The following is a 16,502-nucleotide window of genomic DNA, read 5'->3' as shown; positions in this document are numbered from 1 at the left end:
CATCGAAGAATATCAATATGTAGTCGGACAGCCGATGAACTGAGGAGCACACGATGAGCCAGAACACCGAGCTGCGCGAGCAGGTCCGCGACCGCTACGCCCAAGCCGCGACCGCCGTCGCCACGGGCACACGCAACGCCGACCTCCTGACCGAGGAAACCCCCGCTGGCTCGTGCTGTGCCAGCGCGCCTGCTGCTGAGGAGACCGACGCCGGGTCGTGCTGTGCTCCCACCGAACGCGCTTTCGGGGCGGGCCTGTACGACGAGGCGACTGCCGCGGGCCTGCCGTTGGAAGCGGTCGAGGCGAGTCTCGGCTGCGGGAACCCGACCGCGGTGGCTGAGCTGCACGAGGGTGAGCGGGTGCTCGATCTCGGCTCCGGTGGCGGCATCGACGTCCTCCTGTCCGCGAAGCGGGTCGGGCCGACCGGGTTCGCCTACGGGGTCGACATGACCGACGAGATGCTAGAACTCGCGGAGGCAAACAAGGCCCAGACCGAAGCGACGAACGTGGAGTTCCTCAAGGGCACCATCGAGGACGTGCCCCTGTCGGATGGGGCGGTGGATGTGGTGATCTCCAACTGCGTGATCAACCTCTCCACCGACAAGCCGGCCGTGCTCGCCGAGATGTTCCGCGTCCTCACCCCCGGCGGGCGGATCGGGATCTCCGATGTCGTCGCCGAAGATCGACTCACCCCGGATCAGCGGGCCGAGCGCGGCTCCTACGTCGGCTGCATCGCCGGTGCCCTCTCACGATCCGAGTACCTGGACGGGCTGGCCGCGGCGGGGTTCACGGATGCGAGCGTGGAGTTCACCCACGAGGCCGCTGACGGGATGCACGCCGCGATCATCCGCGCCACCAAGCCCACCGCCTAACCCCGCAATCGCGAGTCGATGAGGAGAGCACGACCGAGCATGCCCGCACCCGAGAACACCACCACGAGCACGACCGCTACGCCAGCGCCCGCCGGCCGAGGGCGGTTGTCGACGTTGGACAAGTGGCTGCCCGCCTGGATCGGGCTGACGATGATCGCCGGCCTTCTCCTCGGCCGGTTCGTGCCCGTCCTCGCCGACGTGCTCACCCGGATGGAGGTCGCGGGCATCTCGGTGCCGATCGGTCTGGGCCTGCTAGTGATGATGTACCCGGTGCTCGCGAAAGTCCGCTACGACAAGATCGCCGCCGTCACCGGCGACACACGCCTCCTCATCTCCTCCCTGCTGCTGAACTGGTTCCTCGGCCCTGCGGTGATGTTCGCCCTCGCCTGGCTCTTCCTGCCAGACCTGCCCGAGTACCGCACCGGGCTGATAATCGTCGGCCTCGCACGCTGCATCGCGATGGTCGTGATCTGGAACGACCTCGCCTGCGGCGACCGGGAAGCGACCGCGGTGCTGGTGGCGATCAACTCGATCTTCCAGGTCATCGCGTTCTCGCTCCTGGGCTGGTTCTACCTCACCATCCTCCCCGGCTGGCTCGGCCTGAACACCCAGGGCCTGGACGTGTCGGTCGGGCAGATCGCGCTCAATGTCCTTGTCTTCCTCGGCGTACCCCTGATCGCCGGGTTCGCGACCCGCTGGATCGGTGAGAAACGCCGCGGCCGCGAATGGTACGAAGAGCGCTTCGTGCCGAGGATCGGCCCGTGGGCGCTATACGGGCTGCTGTTCACGATCGTGCTGCTGTTCGCCCTCCAAGGCGAGCAGATCACCAACCAACCGCTCGACGTCGCCCGCATCGCCCTGCCCCTGCTGGTCTATTTCGCGCTCATGTGGTTCGCCGGGCTCCTCCTCGGCAAGAGCCTCGGCCTCGGCTACGCCCGCTCGACCACGCTGGCGTTCACCGCGGCGGGCAACAACTTCGAGCTCGCCATCGCCGTCGCCATCGGCACGTTCGGCGCCACCAGCGGGCAGGCCCTGGCCGGGGTCGTCGGCCCGCTGATCGAGGTGCCCGTCCTCGTCGGTCTCGTCTACGTCTCTCTCTGGACCGCACGCCGCTGGTTCCACACCGACCCCTACCAGACAGAAACCGAGGCATCATGACCACCCCGCAGCTCCCGATGGTGTTGTTCGTCTGCGTCCACAACGCCGGACGCTCCCAGATGGCCGCCGCCTACCTCACCCGCATGGCGGAGGGCCGGGTCGAGGTCCGCTCCGCCGGCTCCGAGCCCGCCGACCGGCTCACCCCGGCCGTGGTCGAAGCGATGGCCGAAGTGGGTATCGACATCACCGCCGAACAGCCCAAGCTGCTCACCACCGACGCCGTACGCGCCGCGGACGTGGTCATCACGATGGGCTGCGGAGACACCTGCCCGATCTTCCCCGGCAAACGCTACGAAGACTGGCCGCTCGACGACCCCGCAGGCCAAGGAACCGATACAGTGCGGACCATTCGCGACGACATCGAGAACCGCGTCCGCACCCTCGTCGCTGAACTGACCTGATCCGCGAGTGGCGCGGCGCACTCGCCGGGTGCTGGGTTGTTGAACCAGTCGTCTGCTCCACTGGAGTCTCGCGTCAGGTTCGTGCGGCGATGTATGCGCCCCAGTCCCGGGAGGCGAGGGCGGCCCAGGTACGTGCCGCGCTCAAGGAGATGCCGAGCGTCTGGGCGAGGATCATGTGCGGCACCTCCGCCGAGAGTGCGAAGAGCGCCGCGTGTCGGGCCTGGTGCGGTGCGATGCCAAGCGCGACGAGGTGCCCGCGCACATTCTCGGTTGCCATGGGTCGGCCAGGGATGCCGCCCGGGAAGAGCCACCCGTTATCTCGAGAAGCGTACGAAGCTTTTCCGCGCCGGGTGAGCTGCTGCCGGATGAGCTCCCCAAGCGGTTCGGGCATCTCGACCGCGGTGTTGTGGAAGGTGACGAACACCGGCCCGGGGTCGGTGGCGCGGATCTGATCGGTGCGGAGACTGCAGGCTCGGGTGAGCGGCTGGGCAAATATCAGCATGAAGAGGCCGATGATGCGGGTGTAGAGCAGGACCGAGTCGTCGTGCAGGAGGGCGCCGACGTGGCGCCAGCGATCGGCGTCACCCATGGTGACGTTCGCGGTCGTGGGGCTCGGGTTCTTCACGAGGATGCGGTCGTTGATACCAGTGCGGTTCAGCCAGGTGATGAACGCATGCAGCACCGACGGCGGCTGGTCGGCGAGGTAGAGCTCGAGGCGTGGCTGCGTGAGTTCGAGGATCGTGGTGTGTTCGTGTTCGAGCCATGCCAGCAGGTCGATCGCACGGTTGAGCCGCTGCCGGGCGCCCTCGGCCATGGCTTTGGTCAGCGTTCCGTGTTCGGCGGCGGTGCGGAGCCGACGTAAGACCACCCAGCGGGCGAACTGCTCGATCGTCTGGCGGTGCACGTCGTTGAGGCCGACGCGGCGCTGCTGGAGCCACGGTTCGATCCGTTCGATGAGTGGCTCGTAGGGCTCGAGCACCTCGAGCGCGACCAACAGGTCACGCAGGTAGTTGCGGCCACGGGTCATCGGGAGCCTGGCGAAGGTCCCGTGCGAGATCGCGACCTCGCCTGTCGCCATCTGCCGCAGCAGTGCCGGGCCGTGTCCGGGTGGGCGCTGGAGCCAGGTGATGGCGTTCTGGGGCCGGTCAGATCCGACGAGCTCGTCGAATAATGGCTGCAACTGTGCGCGGATCTCGCCGGTGCTCGGGTCGCGCAGCAGCGCGCTGAGTCGTTCAGTAAGCACGCATCTGGCGCACTGGCGACTCTTGTAGGGGTGGTCGTGGCGGCCGCAGGTCTCGCAGACGAACACCGGTGGCCGATCGGCGCAGTCCGCGCAGATCATCTCGTTGGGCACTGCCGGCGAGGGGTAGGTAAGCGGTCGTAACTGCAAGCAGGCCGGGCAGCGTTCGGGGTGGTAGGCGAGGTAGCGGCAACAGAGTAGGCAGATCGCTCCTCCGGGCAGATCGAACGATCCCGCACGCTGGCGGCATCGAGAGCAGACGGGTACTCGATGAGCGTTCACTCGTCGACGCCGTCTGGTCTGCGGATCACCGCCCGCACTGGCCGGATTGACCCGATCTTCGGACCGCCCTCGTTACGCGTGCCAGTGCGGGTGGCCCGCTGCTCGGTGACGACTGGCTCGATGAGGTCGTTCGGGGTGCAGGCCAGTGCGTCGCAGAGGGCGACGAGGACCTCGGTGTTCAGCCGTTGCGGGGTCTTGGTCACGAGCCGGTAGACGTGCTCGCGGGTCAGGTGGATGCCGCGTTCTTCCAGCAGCGGCAGCAGCTCGCTGGTCTGGAACATGCCCCGGTCGGCCATGACCTGCCGCAGGTTCCACTGCATCTGGATCGTCCTCATGATGGGCTCGCCTCCTCGTCGGTTCGGTAGAACCGGGCCAGCGCGGCCTGCAGGGTCTTGTTCTTGAAGTCGTTGGACACCGAGGTGTAGATCGCGGTTGTCGATCCCCACCGGTGCCCGACCTGCTCGGTGACAAATCGTTCCGGGTAACCGAACTCGATCAGATGCGTCACGTACGAGTGCCGCAGGCAATGCAGGGTCAGATGCTCCTCGAGACCGATCTCGGTCCGGGCGTCGGCGAAGAGCTCATCGACGTGGCGGACGCTGACCCGGCTGCGTCGCTCCGTCAACCACAGCGCGGGATGGTCGCCCGCCTCGAAGAGCGGCAGGCCTTCTTCGACCCATTGCCGCAGCCCTTCAACGGCCCAGTCGAGCTCGGGTACGGCGAGGACGGTGCGGCGCCTGGGTAGCGAGCCCTTCATCGCCTTTCCGAACCGCACATGGATCGACCCGTAGGTGCCCCAGCCTCGTATGTGCGGGTTTGGTCGCAGATCCGGCAGGTCGAGGCGCACGAGCTCGTTGCGGCGCAGCCCGAACCCATAGGTCGTCTTGATCATCGTCGCGTCGCGCCACGCAGCAAGCGAGCCCTTCCGCCCGAGGCGCACGATCTGCTCGATGCGTGCATCGAGCCAGTCGAACAGGTCCTGCAGCTCCCGGTAGGTCAGCGGGCGTCGCTGCGGCTTCCCCTCGTACTCGTTCAGGTGCGCGACCGTGTTCCACTCATTGCACACCTGCACGGGGAACGTGCCGAAGCGATCCTGGCATTGCATCGGCCATTCATAGCGTGCATCGGTGACGTAATCGCAAAACAGCCGCAACGTCAGGTGGTAGCCGCGGATCGTGGAGACCGCGAGTCGATCCGCGCCATACGTCAGCGATACCGTGAAGTCCTCCACATCGGCCGGCGTCCACTCCCACGGGTACCGCTCGGTGAAGTCCTGAAAGCGGCGGATGAGCCGCTCGCGATCCTGCAACGTCGACGAGCCTAGCTGCCGCGACAGTTGTTGGCGCGTCCAGCCAGCGACCATCGCCTCGAACACGGCCGCGCGTTCGTTCAGATGCACCACGCCGGGCACGAGCATCAGCCGCGCAGAACCAGGGAACTCTCCGACCATGCGCCACCTCCACTCGTTACTGAAAAACTCACGATGTGACTTTTAAAGTAACCTAGTCGACGGGACTCAAGCATCGCAAGGATCCCGAGCGGTTCCGCGGAGAACGTCGTAGTCAGCCCCGGCCTGCGATGTGACTTCTGTTGCGATAAATCCCGCTTTAGCCTCAACTGCAAGAGGTGTGGTCAGTGGGTGAGCCGGTCGGAGCGCGGTGGCGCGGCGTGGTGCTCGAGATGGCGCAATGCCTAGTCGTGTGGGCGGGTGCGCGTGGCGCAATGGCGCGGCGCTGGCGCGTTATGGTGGCGCACTTCGTTGGCGCATTGGGCGACGCAAATAGTAGGGCGGGTGCGCCGACCGTCTCGTCGGCGCACCCGCCCTACTGTGGCGCGCGGCGCGCTAGTCGCTCGTGGGGAGATCTACCCATTCCTTGACGCCCTGGCTGGTCTTGCGTCCGGCGCGATAGGTGGCGCGTTCACCCCAGTATTCGTCGTGCAGGCCTTCCTCGGTGGTGTGCACGTCGTGTTCAGGGATAAGTCGGGAGATGACGCGCGCGACGGAATCGAGGTCGTCGATCTGGAAAGCGTGGGCATAGGCGCCGAGTCGGATCGCTCCGAAGCGTCCTTTCGCATCGCGCCAGACGTCGATGTCGAGGTCACCGGGGAAGTCGAAGCGTTCTGCGAGGCGCGTGAACGCGGCTCGGATGCGCTCGGCTTCGTGGTCCGTGGCGGGGATGTGGTCTACGTGGATGACGGTGTACATGCTCATCGTTCGGCTCCGTTCGAGTAGTGGTCGAGGAGGATGGTTTTCACGTCGCACCAGAGGTCGGCGCGTCCGCTATGGGCGTCTCGGCGGCACGAGCGCATGAGTTCCGCGAAAAACTCGCGTCGCCGGTCTGGGGTGGAGAAGTGTTCGGCATAGAACCCGCGTCGGTCGTAGTGGGCGATGAACCCGGAGAAATAGCCGTGGTTGTAGAGGCCGTCGTACAGTTGCTTGGTGAACTTCTCGGCGGGGCATCCTTGGTCGATGAAGCGGATCAGGGCATTAACGAATCGGGTTTTTCGGGCTGGGGTGCCGCTATCCCATCCTGAATCTGTGAACTGTTCGGGCTTGTAGGTGGTCCGGGTGCTCATCGTGTCGCCTCCGTCGTCTCGAAGTCGAACGGCATGGTCGCGGTGGCGTATCGGTCGGTGCCGTCTGAGCCGGCCGCGGACTCCCAGAGGGAGAGCACGACGTCGCCGTCGATGTACAGGGCAGTGACGAACAGGCCCGCCGCGCTGTAGCACCATTCGCGGACGACGTCGCTATCGCCGCGGGGCGCGTGCTTCCACGCGTCGAGGATCGCGACGGCCTGGGAGATGGACAGCAGCCAGCCGGTGCCGTGATTCTCGGTGTCGGGGTATGCGTACTCGATGGTGACCGGCTTCACGAGCGGGTAGCCGGAAACAGTGATGATCTCGCCCGCTGCGGCGAGCGCTGGGGTGGTGTGCATGGGGTGTCCTTTCGGTTTGGAATGTGCCTTTCGGCACTTATCGCGCTGCGGGTGCGGGTGCGGGTTGTCAAGGCCGAAGAGCGGAGCGTGCCTTGACGGGCCGTGCCCGGACCTGCACAATTTGCCGCCGAATGGCTTCGCGCCTGTTCTGTTGTTTCGAAGTACGCGCCTGAACAGCAGGTATGGGCTGCACGGGCACAGGGTCGCCGCCCTCAGAGGCTCGAGGGCGGCGACCCGTGGGGTGGTTACTGTTCGTCGATGCTCCAGGGGGCGTCGTGGTAGCCGGGGAGGTCTCCGATGAGGTGGCTGCGGAGGGCTTCGCAGAATGCGGCGGCTTCGCTGTCCTCCCAGTCGGGGGTCTCGCACGCCTGGTACTCGTAGCAGTCGATGGCTTTGAGGAGTTCGACCGGAGTTCGCGGACGGGAGGGGCGGTGGGTGTAGACGTACTCGAGTTCGTTCTCGTCGTAGCGGTAGTTCACGGATCGTTGGTTCTCGGCGAGGAGGATCGAGCCGACCAGTTCGGCCGATTCCGGGGTGAGTTCTCGTCTGAGCTGTCCGCTGATGACGATGGCGTCGGGACCCCAGGGCTCGCCGGGTTCGTATGAGCCGGCGCGTTCTTCTGCGGTGAGGGGGCGTATGCGCCAGCTCAGGGGCTGGCCGTACCGGGCGTTGAGGCCGGCGTTGACGAGGGCTCGGATGTGGTGGATGGAGACGATGAAGGCGCTCATGGTCGTGGTCCTTTCTGCCGTCGCCTCGGGGTGGGCGTTGCGGCAGTACGGGCGTCGACGGTGCGCACCGGTGGCGGAGGACGCGACGCGGCGGCCGGAGGACGGGCGCGGCGCCGGCCGCAGCCGCCGGGAGCGCCGTAGCCTGTGCCGCCGGCACGGCCTGCCTGAGCGCAGAAGGGTGGCGCCGACTGGGTAGAGCGCTGGCATTCTCGTGAGCGTGTGCGCGACTTCCGCGCTCTTCCGGTTACGCGGCCGGGTTCCCACTGTGGGCATGGTCAGAGGAACGGTGGTGGGAAGAGCTCGATGAGGAACCGAAGCAACCGAATGATTGGTGGGGTCCAGCGACTCACTGCTGAGACGGCGATGAGGCAGCGGCTCCAACGGTGACGGCGACGCGACTGCGACTCTTCTGGGAACTCGTCTTTTCTGTTCATGTGAATGCGTATGCGCGGCCGACTCCGAGCACTCGAGCACTGGCGGTTCCCGGGCGTGTCGCCGGGAGGCGTGGACCACGTCGAAGACCGTCTCACGGAGTCCGTCGAGCTATCGCTCTTGCTGCATCCCTCTCGGAGGTGCTGGACTGGGAGCGGTCTTGTGCGCGTCGATACGACCTGATCACCGGGATGGCCGCCCCGGTGTCGCCTGGCCGGCCACCCAGTATCGAGCGGGTCAGTCTTCGACGAGTTCCGCTTCCTGGGCGTCCCAGGCGTCGATCTCTGCCTGATGGACCTCTTCGCAGGCGTTGCCGAGTTTCTCCCGCAGCTCCGCGATGGAGAGCCGATCGATCGCGTCGATCGCGGCGTCCTCACTCGGAGTCTCGACCTCGAGGTTGACCTCGATGGTGACGAGGGTGCGGACCGTGTAGGTGCAGTCGAGCTCCCCGGCCTCGCGGAGGTCGTCTCGGGTGGGTACGCCCAGCGCCTCGGCGAGGCGGTCGTACTCGCCGCAGAAGTTCTCCTCGTCGGCGGCCCGCGCGGCGGCGACCCAGATGTGTCGGACGCGCCGGTCGTTCGGGGGCACCTCCTCGCATTCGAGGCGGGAGATGTTCTGATTGAGCCTCGCCCGCTCCTCGAGGAGATTGTCGATGCGGTCTCTGAGACCGCGGATCGTCTCTTCCGGGGCCTCGGTGGCGCCCAGCGCGCTCAGGCTGGTGGTCTCCGTCGTGGTGCTCATGATCAGGGATCCTTTCTGCCGGGGCTCCGGGGTGGGCCTGCCGGCAGAACTGGCGTCGACGGTGCGCACCGGTGGCGGAGGACGCGACGCGGCGGCCGGAGGACGGGCGCGGCGCCGGCCGCAGCCGCCGGGAGCGCCGTAGCCTGTGCCGCCGACAGGACCACCCGGTGCTGCGGCGAGCGCGGTCCTGCCACCGAGTCGGCACCTGGAAAGCGGCACCCGTAGGAGGCGCAAGAGCAGTTCCGAGTCGATCGGTGTGTTCCTGCGGGCGGTTCTGGCCACCGGCGTAGCGAGGCTTCGTTGCCTGTGCCCGGTGCGTTGCGCTCTCAAGTAATCAGCCTGGCATCGTAGCGTTGAGGGATGGAGGCATCATCCCGGCGCTGGAACCACAACGTTCACTACCACCGGCTGATCCTCGATGCCGTATCCGTAAGCGCCCCTTCCGGCCTCGACGTGGGATGCGGCAACGGTCTACTCTCCCTGGATATGCGCCGGGCCATGCCAGAGGTCACGGGTATCGACCTGGATAGCGCCGTGCTCGATGAAGCCCGCCAGCAGAGCGACGAAGTGACGTGGGTTCTCGGCGATGCGATGACCTAAGGGTTCGGTCGGCAGTTCGATGTGGTGGCTTCGGTGGCGACCCTGCATCACTTCCCCGACTTGGAGGCGGCGTTGTCACGGTTGGCCGATCTGACGGCTCCCGGCGGTGTGCTCGCCATCGCCGGGGTCGCCCGGACGAGCCGCCCGAAAGACGTGATGCTGCATCTGGGCGGGGCGGTGCAGCATCGGTGGCTGGCTCGGAAATACGGGTTCTGGGAACACACGGCCCCGACGGTCTGGCCTCCGCCGCACGACTACCTGACCGTCCGGCGCACGGCTGAGCGGGTACTGCCGGGCGTGCAGTGGAAGCAACTGCTGCTGTGGCGGTATGCCCTGATCTGGCGCAAGCCGATCTCATAGCCCCCTGTTTCGCGCACCTGCGCCCGAATCGTCCGGGTACGCCTCGGTCGCGTGTGGTGGCCCTGCCGAGACGAGCCGGTCCGGAGCCTAGGCGCTCAGACCGCGGCCTCGCTGCTCGGGCTCCGAGACGGCGAACGTGCTCTGGGTCGGGTCAAGGGAGGCCTCAGGCCCCGTCCTGGCCGCTCCCGGCGTCTGCCCCTGGCTACTGGGGGCGGCGGTGAGTTCGACCACTTCGCGGGCGTTCGACACGAGCCGGGCTTTGCCCGTATGGATCAGGTTGTTCGTGCCCGTGGACGCGAGGGAGGTGACCGGGCCGGGCACCGCGCCGACCGGTCTGCCGAGTGCGCGTGCCTCGTCGACTAGGCGGAGCGAGCCGGAGCGGGGGCCGGCCTCGACGATGACGGCGCTCGATGAGAGCGCCGCGATGAGCCGATGTCGGTCCATGAACCGTTGCCTCGTGGGAGCCGCACCCGGTGCTTGTTCGCTGACGACCAGCCCCAGGTCGGCGATGCGCTCGATCAGCTCGGTGTGCGGGTGTGGGTAAGGGCGGTCGACTCCGCTGGCGAGGACGGCGATCGTGTGACCGCCGGTGGCGAGGGCTGACCGGTGGGCTGCGGCGTCGATGCCGTAGGCCGCGCCGGAGACGATCACGGCCTCCTGTTCGGCGAGTTCGCCGCTGATCTCCGCGGCCTGGTGCACACCGTAGCCGGTCGCGGCCCGTGCCCCGGTGATCGCGATCCGGTCGGTGCGCCGGGTCATGAGGAGACTGCCTGCGCCTCGTTCCCAGAGGACGATGGGCTGGGCGGTGCCGAGGTCGGAAAACCCCGTCAGCTGCCAGGCCGGGTCTCGCGGCGTGAGCGGGGTGAACCCGGCGCGCTCGGTCTGCGTGATGACCGCGTCGATGAGCGTCGCGTCCAGCCGTGGGGCGACGCCCGCCTGCCACGCCTCGTACTCGGCTCGCCTCACCCCGCGCGGGGTCTGCCCGCGGAATGCGACATCGATCGCTTCGGCAGGCGTATAGCGGGTCAGGATCGCACGCGTGACCGGGTCGCAGGCGCGCGTGGCGGAGGCGAGGGCGATCCGGGCGTGGCGGTCGTCGGAGAAATCGGTGGTCATGAGCACTCCCAGCTGGACAGATCGGATGTGAGACGGTCGCGGTGCGGACAGGTGCAAGAGAGGCGCTCATGGTCGGGCATCCGCCCCGACGCGTACGGGTGTCTCGGGGCGGATGCCTCTCACTTCGCCGACGCTTGCTGCGGGTCAGCCTGTTCGGTGGTGCCCGGAGTGGTTGCAGAGTTCGTCGGCGGTGCGCAGGAGGGAGGCGAGGGTGATGCCGGGGCTGATTCCTTCCCGTCGCCGTCTGTCTGCGCGGCAGATGAGGGTGAGCTTTCCGCTCCGATCGATGGAGACCTCGGTCCGTTCCGTGGCGCGAAGTTCGTGCGCGGCGCAGTGCAGCAGTTCCACAGCGGTCGTTATGGCGGTCGCAGGATTGTCGTGCCACGGGCCGAGGAAGGAGGTGGCGGCGGCGTCCAGTTCGTCGGCGTTCATGATGCGATCCGTTCGATGCGGGTGAGTCGTCCGGCGCCGGAGCGTTCCCGAGTGAGCGCGGCCGGCTCGTCCAGGACCGGGGGAAGCGGGGCGGGTGGGCGGGAGTTCGCCCCTGCGCACAGCTGTGCGACGTCCTCGGGTGTGGAGACCAGGCGGGCGCGTCCGTCGCCGATGAGGAGATGGCAGCCGCCGGAGACGCCGGCGGTGATCGGGCCGGGGATCGCCGCGACCGGGCGACCGAGGGCGAGCGCGTGGTCTGCGACCCTGAGCGATTCGCAGTGCTCTGCCGCCTCCACGATGAGGGTCGCCCCGGAGAGGGCGGCGAGGAGCCTCGCCCGCTGCTGGACACGCGTGACGGTCGGTGGCGGCGCGCCGGGCGGGGTTTCGGTGATCAGGAGGCCGTCGTCGCCGATGCGGCGGATCTGGCTCGTGTTGCTTGCCGGATAGGGGCGGTCGATGCTGCTAGCGAGCACCCCGATGGTGTCGCGGTCGATGGTCAGCGCCGCGTGGTGCGCGATGCCGTCGATCCCGTAGGCCGCGCCCGACACGATGATGATGCCCTGCTCGACGAGGGCGTAGGTGAAGTCTCGTGCGATCTCGTTGCCGTACCGCGACGGGGCACGCGTGCCCGTGATCGTCAGCCGCGACACGATCCCCTCAGCGATCAGTTCGTTGCGGCCGCGCGTCCAGAGGGCAAGCGGCGCACGCTCCCCGAGCGCGGCAAGCCCCGTGTGCGGCAAGCCCCGTGTGCGGCCAGGCGGCGTCATCGGGGGTGAGGGTGGTGAGCGCCTGCTCCTCGGTGAGGCGCGCCCGGTGTTCGCATGCGCCAGGATCGAGGGCGGGTGCGACCTGCGCCAGCCAGGTCTCGAACCCGGCGTCGGTGAGGAGCGCCGGGCGTTTCCCGGAGCGGGCGATGGCGACGGTCTCGACGGTGCCGTACGCGTCGATGAGCCGTCCGGTGACGGGGTCGCCGGGGCGACAGGCCCCGGCGAGGGCGATGCGAGCGTCGCGCTCGCCTCGGTCGGTGGGCATGATGAGTCCTTCCCAAGGGTGGCGGGTGGGGCCGGGCGCAGGCCCGGCCCCACCTCTCAGGGGCAGATCACGCGGCGGCCGGGGCTGGGTCGACCTCGGTCACCGGCTCCGCCGCGGCGTCGTCGCTCGGGTCGACTTCCACCACGGCATCGGCCTGCGTATCGCCAGCATCCGGCTCCGGCTCCGGCTCCGGCTCAGCAGCGTCGGCCTCGGCGGTGTCGCTGGCCTCTCTGTCGCTCTCGGCGGCGTCAGCGTCGTCTCCGGCATCGCTCTCGGCGGTGGCGGGGTCGATGCCGATCACGATGTTCTCCACGTCGGAGAGGGGGTAGCCCCACTCGCTGAGGGCGGTGAAGTAGTCGCGCATCTCCGTGCCGGGGTTGCGCCACGTGTGCGTACCGGTGGCCTCCTCGTGGGCGGCGATGGTCATCGCGAGCATCACCATCCGGATGCGGGCGGGCTGCTTCGTGATGTGGGTGAGGATGGGGTGTTCCGTTCCCCACTGGTAGTCCGGGAGGCCCAGGAGCGAGGTCGCGAGCCGGTGATGCTCGGTGATGGAGCGGGAGAGGAGCCCGCGCCCGTCGATCACGCTCGTCGCGATGAACTTCTGCGCCTGCTTCGGGGTGGTCTTGCGGACGAGGAAGCTCGTCAGCCACTCGCGACGGACGACCTCGGCGCTGCGCCATGCCTTGTTGTTGGCGACCAGGCGCTTCCGCTCGGCCTTCTCTTCCTCCGTCCAGGGGGTGACCGCGGTCCCGTCGGAGCGGCGGCGCTTGAGCCCGTCGGCTTTCCAGTCGGTCACGTAGTGGACGACGCGCACGCCCTGCCAGCCGCTCGAGACGGCGAAGCGGAATCCGGGGAGCTTCGGGAAGTCCTCCTCGGTGATGTCGCTGCCGTCCGCGTGGGAGAGGTCGGAGACGCGCAGGGTGTCCTTGTCGTCGTAGCTCGGATGGTCGATCTGGATGAACCCCTGGGAGGTGTACTGCGCGACCACGGCGTCGATCTGGGCTTGCTCCGCGCGCAGATCGCGCAGCCGCTGCGCGACGTGCTCGAACTGGCCGGGGCTGTGCGCTGCCGTGTGGCGGAGCTTCTCGACCGCTTCGGCGTCGTCCTCGAACTCCGCGAGGATGAGCGCCTGATCGAAGGTCATCTGGTATTCCTTGACGGCTTCGGTCGCGGTGCTGTTGGCGGCGACGGAGAGGCCGGCCTTGATGCGCTTGGGCTTCTCCCCCACGGCGCGGGCGATCGCCGTGGCGCTCATGCCTTCGAGTTCGAGCTGCTGCCAGGCGGCGACGCGCTCCCCCTCGTCCAGCTCGGCGCGTGCGTCGTTGGCGATGAGCTGCCGCACGATGCGGCGTGCCTCGGTGTCGTTCTCCGGCACGATGTAGACGGGCACCTCGTAGCGTTCGGCTTCGATGGCGCCGAGGATACGGCGCTGCCCGTCCTCGATCTTCACGCGCCCGTCCTCGGTCAGGTGCCCCAGGAGGGGCACCATGACGCCGTAGCGCTTGATGAGGGCGACGAACCCCCGGTCGATCTTGGTGTTCGCGCGGATGTTGGCATCCACGACGACCTCCCGCGCGTCGACGACCCTGAGTTCGACGGCGGGGGCCTGGGTGAGTGTGGCGTTGGACATGGTCCGGTTCCTTTCGTATCGGTGAGCCGCGAGCCGGGTACCTGCGGGCAGGCCCCTATCTCGCGATTGCCTTTCGGCACTTGTGCCGATACGGGGCCGGGACGACTGGTCCAGGCCGCAGAGCGAAAAGTCTTCGCCCGAAATAAGCGCAGCGCGGGCGAAGACTTTTCGCGTGCCTGGACGAGGCGGCCCGGGTCCGTACAATCGGCCAGCCGAAAGGCAATCCGAAGGATTGCCAGAACACGTCTCCTGGGCTGTACGAGGTACGCGGCGCGCGATTGCCACGTACCGGTGGCGCGGCACTCGCGCTCCCTGCCGGCTGGGATCGCTGGGATTCGCTCAGAAACCGCAGCTCAGCGCTCGGTTTTGGCGTGTCGGTACGAGGCGTGGCGCACGCTTCCGGTATGGAGGTGCGTTGCCTCTCTTCTCCGGATCTCCGTCGGCGCTGACGCGGTACCGGCACCTCCGATCCAGAATCCGCGACCGTGCCTGGCGGTGCGGCGTATCGGTCGGGAGGTGTGAGGGGTGGCGCGACGCAAGATGAGTGCCGAGGAGGTGCAGGCGTACCGTGCGGAACGCCTCACCCAGCTCGAGGGGCACATTGAACGCCGGGTGGAGCAGCTGGTCACCGGGGAACAGTGGCTGAGCGCGGTCGCGTTCGCGGGGCGGTTCCGGTCCCGGAGCTGGTTGAACAGCCTCGCCATCGCGGTCCAGCACGCCGACGCGCACGCCGAGGGGCGCGTCCCGAACCCGTCGCCCACCTATGTGGCCGGGTATTCGGAGTGGCAGAAGCTCGGCCGGTGGCCGGCCTCCGGCCAGACCGGGTATATCGTGCGTTCCCCGGTGTTCGAACGGTGGGCGTCGGCGAACCCGGGGTCCGGGGAGTGGCGGAGGCTGCGCTTCCGAGAGAAGCCGCGCCCGGGCGAGACGGTGCGCCGGCGCATGGCGGGCACGAGACCCGGAACGGTGTGGGACGTCTCCCAGACCGACGGGAAGCCGATCCCGGAACGTCCGGAGCCGCAGCTGCTGCGCGGGGAGGCCCCGGCAGGCCTGTGGGAGGGGGTGACCGGCCAGATCCGGGCTGCGGGGTTCGACGTCGTCGATGTGCCTGCGGCGAAGCTCGGCACGGCGAACGGGATGACCAACTTCCGGTCGAAGGATGTGCTCGTCCGCTCGGACATGGATGCCGCCGCACGCGCGCGAACGGCGTTGCACGAGCTCGGGCACGTCCTCATGCATGATCCGAGGACCTCGGACCGCGATTCCCGTCTGGGCGTGGTCGAGGTGGAGGCGGAGTCGCTGGCGGCGATGGTGTGCGCCAGTTACGGGATGGACCCCGACGGGTACACGATCCCCTATGTCGCCGGCTGGGCGTCTTCGGTCGAGGGAATGAAACCGGGAGAGGTGATCCGGCAGGTCGGTGAGCGGGTGCGCGCGGTCGCCTGCGACGTGCTCGACCAACTCGACGCGCCCGTCTCCGGCGACGGCAAGCCTCCCGCACCCGCTCCTGACGCGCCCGCGAGGAGCGCACGGCCGGAGTCCGCCGGCCCGTCTGATCCCGGCATCGGGACCGGGGTCGAGCCGGAGCCCGCAGCGGAGCGGGAGGCGGTCAGGCTATGAGCAGCGGCACGGTCTGGGCGGGGCGCGCGCCGAGCTGGTGGGCGGCGCAAGTCGCCGTCACCGGCACGGTCATCATCGCCGTCGGAGCGTTCTGGCTGTCGTTTGTCGCGCTCACCGATCTCGCCCGGATGGCGGGGATCGGCGGGGAGCGGGCCTGGATCTGGGCGGTGATCGTCGACGGCGTCATCGTGATCTCGACTGTGGCGGTGTTCTCCCTCGACGGGCACGGCTGGCGCATCGTCGCCTACCCGTGGACGCTCCTCGCGCTCTCAGCCGGGGTGTCGGTGGTCGCGAACATCGTCCACTCGGTGCTGCAGGCGCCGCCGGAAGTGCCGGCCGTGCTGGCCGGTGCGATCGCGGCGGTGCCGCCCTTGACGTTGCTCGCGGCCACCCATCTGACGGTGCTGCTGATCCGCCACGCAGGCCGCGGAACCCCCACCGAACCCTTCCTCGTGGAGACCCCTGCCCACCCAGAACCAGACGCACCGCCTGCCCAGGCCGAACGGGAGAAAGCCACGGACCCTGCTCCGGCGGTGCCGGTCAGCGCCGAATCGCACCCGGCCGACGATTCACGCACGCCGACGACTGCGGCACCGCGGAGCACAGGCGAGGGTCAGGCCGGGCGCAGCGTGTCGCGGCCGACGCCGGGGAGAACGCGTGCCCCGCGCACCGGCGGCTCCGGGGTGGGGCGGAGCGTCGACCCGGCACTGCGGGTGCGGGCACTCGAGCTCGCAGCGGCCGGACGCACGGGCGGGGAGATCGCGGCGGAGATCGGCGTGCATCGATCGACGGTGAACCGATGGATCTCGCAGCATGCCACCCCATCCACGACCCCGGAAGACGGCGGCCCGGCGCCGCTGCCCGTCTCTCCGGAGCTTGAGTCGGGCGAAGCCGCATCGCGGCCGTCCATGTGAAGGAG

The 16,502-nt window shown here is 68.4% G+C and carries 18 protein-coding genes and 1 pseudogene; 6 read left to right on the top strand and 13 right to left on the bottom strand.

What is annotated here, in order from left to right:
• Positions 1-53 precede the first annotated feature (53 nt).
• Genes arsM through J4H91_RS04060 form a run of 3 tightly spaced genes read left to right on the top strand, consistent with a single transcriptional unit; the run spans position 54 to position 2,431 of the window.
• Positions 54-872, top strand: coding sequence for an arsenite methyltransferase (arsM, locus tag J4H91_RS04070; protein WP_208044975.1), 819 nt, complete (start codon positions 54-56; stop codon positions 870-872).
• Between the two features lie 39 nt (positions 873-911).
• The gene (gene arsB, locus J4H91_RS04065) at positions 912-2,030 is read left to right on the top strand and encodes an ACR3 family arsenite efflux transporter (RefSeq protein WP_208044974.1); all 1,119 of its coding nucleotides are present in this window, start codon (positions 912-914) and stop codon (positions 2,028-2,030) included.
• Positions 2,027-2,431 (top strand): arsenate reductase ArsC, encoded by a 405-nt coding sequence (locus J4H91_RS04060; RefSeq protein WP_208044973.1) that lies wholly within the window; start codon positions 2,027-2,029, stop codon positions 2,429-2,431. The genes arsB and J4H91_RS04060 overlap by 4 nt, the downstream gene beginning before the upstream one ends.
• A 73-nt stretch (positions 2,432-2,504) precedes the next feature.
• Here J4H91_RS04060 and J4H91_RS04055 read toward each other — a convergent pair whose 3' ends face one another.
• The 8 genes from J4H91_RS04055 to J4H91_RS04020 form a co-directional block, all read right to left on the bottom strand.
• Positions 2,505-3,674: a hypothetical protein gene (locus J4H91_RS04055; protein WP_208044972.1), complete on the bottom strand. Its 1,170-nt coding sequence runs from the start codon at positions 3,672-3,674 to the stop codon at positions 2,505-2,507.
• Positions 3,675-3,949: 275 nt separating this feature from the next.
• Entirely contained in the window at positions 3,950-4,288 is a 339-nt protein-coding gene (locus J4H91_RS04050) for a helix-turn-helix domain-containing protein (RefSeq protein WP_208044971.1), read from the bottom strand.
• Entirely contained in the window at positions 4,285-5,403 is a 1,119-nt protein-coding gene (locus J4H91_RS04045; protein WP_208044970.1) for a tyrosine-type recombinase/integrase, read from the bottom strand. The genes J4H91_RS04050 and J4H91_RS04045 overlap by 4 nt, the downstream gene beginning before the upstream one ends.
• A 393-nt stretch (positions 5,404-5,796) precedes the next feature.
• Positions 5,797-6,165 carry a hypothetical protein gene (locus tag J4H91_RS04040; RefSeq protein ID WP_208044969.1) on the bottom strand — a complete coding sequence of 123 codons (369 nt, stop codon included), beginning with the start codon at positions 6,163-6,165 and terminating at the stop codon, positions 5,797-5,799.
• Positions 6,162-6,530, bottom strand: a complete 369-nt coding sequence (locus J4H91_RS04035; protein WP_208044968.1) for a hypothetical protein — start codon at positions 6,528-6,530, stop codon at positions 6,162-6,164. Before J4H91_RS04035 ends, J4H91_RS04040 begins: the two co-directional genes overlap by 4 nt.
• On the bottom strand, positions 6,527-6,889 hold the full coding sequence (locus J4H91_RS04030; protein WP_208044967.1) for a hypothetical protein: 363 nt from the start codon (positions 6,887-6,889) through the stop codon (positions 6,527-6,529). Before J4H91_RS04030 ends, J4H91_RS04035 begins: the two co-directional genes overlap by 4 nt.
• 245 nt (positions 6,890-7,134) lie before the next feature.
• Positions 7,135-7,617, bottom strand: coding sequence for a hypothetical protein (locus J4H91_RS04025; protein ID WP_208044966.1), 483 nt, complete (start codon positions 7,615-7,617; stop codon positions 7,135-7,137).
• A gap of 669 nt (positions 7,618-8,286) precedes the next feature.
• A complete protein-coding gene (locus tag J4H91_RS04020) occupies positions 8,287-8,790 on the bottom strand; it encodes a hypothetical protein (RefSeq protein WP_208044965.1) in 504 nt (167 codons plus the stop codon).
• 360 nt (positions 8,791-9,150) lie between these two features.
• Between J4H91_RS04020 and J4H91_RS15780 the strand changes: the two are divergent.
• A pseudogene (locus J4H91_RS15780) lies at positions 9,151-9,750 on the top strand (class I SAM-dependent methyltransferase).
• Positions 9,751-9,837: 87 nt separating this feature from the next.
• Here the strand turns inward: J4H91_RS15780 and J4H91_RS04005 are convergent.
• The 5 genes from J4H91_RS04005 to J4H91_RS03985 all read right to left on the bottom strand — a co-directional run bounded on the left by J4H91_RS04005 (position 9,838) and on the right by J4H91_RS03985 (position 13,963).
• Complete coding sequence (locus J4H91_RS04005) at positions 9,838-10,866, bottom strand: DNA-processing protein DprA (protein ID WP_208044962.1); 1,029 nt, start codon at positions 10,864-10,866, stop codon at positions 9,838-9,840.
• A 144-nt stretch (positions 10,867-11,010) separates the two neighbouring features.
• Positions 11,011-11,298, bottom strand: coding sequence for a hypothetical protein (locus J4H91_RS04000; RefSeq protein ID WP_208044961.1), 288 nt, complete (start codon positions 11,296-11,298; stop codon positions 11,011-11,013).
• A complete protein-coding gene (locus J4H91_RS03995; RefSeq protein WP_341783435.1) occupies positions 11,295-11,948 on the bottom strand; it encodes a DNA-processing protein DprA in 654 nt (217 codons plus the stop codon). The genes J4H91_RS04000 and J4H91_RS03995 overlap by 4 nt, the downstream gene beginning before the upstream one ends.
• Positions 11,949-11,955: 7 nt before the next feature.
• Positions 11,956-12,330, bottom strand: coding sequence for a hypothetical protein (locus tag J4H91_RS03990; RefSeq protein WP_208044959.1), 375 nt, complete (start codon positions 12,328-12,330; stop codon positions 11,956-11,958).
• A 67-nt stretch (positions 12,331-12,397) separates the two neighbouring features.
• Positions 12,398-13,963 carry a ParB/RepB/Spo0J family partition protein gene (locus tag J4H91_RS03985; RefSeq protein ID WP_208044958.1) on the bottom strand — a complete coding sequence of 522 codons (1,566 nt, stop codon included), beginning with the start codon at positions 13,961-13,963 and terminating at the stop codon, positions 12,398-12,400.
• A gap of 525 nt (positions 13,964-14,488) precedes the next feature.
• Between J4H91_RS03985 and J4H91_RS03980 the strand changes: the two genes are divergently transcribed.
• Together J4H91_RS03980 and J4H91_RS03975 are read left to right on the top strand one after the other, a co-directional pair.
• Positions 14,489-15,583, top strand: a complete 1,095-nt coding sequence (locus J4H91_RS03980) for an ImmA/IrrE family metallo-endopeptidase (RefSeq protein ID WP_208044957.1) — start codon at positions 14,489-14,491, stop codon at positions 15,581-15,583.
• The gene (locus J4H91_RS03975) at positions 15,580-16,497 is read left to right on the top strand and encodes a DUF2637 domain-containing protein (protein ID WP_208044956.1); all 918 of its coding nucleotides are present in this window, start codon (positions 15,580-15,582) and stop codon (positions 16,495-16,497) included. The genes J4H91_RS03980 and J4H91_RS03975 overlap by 4 nt, the downstream gene beginning before the upstream one ends.
• The last annotated feature ends 5 nt before the right edge of the window (positions 16,498-16,502 follow it).

This window comes from Leucobacter ruminantium, from assembly GCF_017565705.1.
In the GTDB taxonomy this organism is placed as follows: domain Bacteria; phylum Actinomycetota; class Actinomycetes; order Actinomycetales; family Microbacteriaceae; genus Leucobacter; species Leucobacter ruminantium.
The sequence above is the reverse complement of the archived record's forward strand: the minus strand, read 5'-3'. Positions and strand labels throughout refer to the sequence as shown.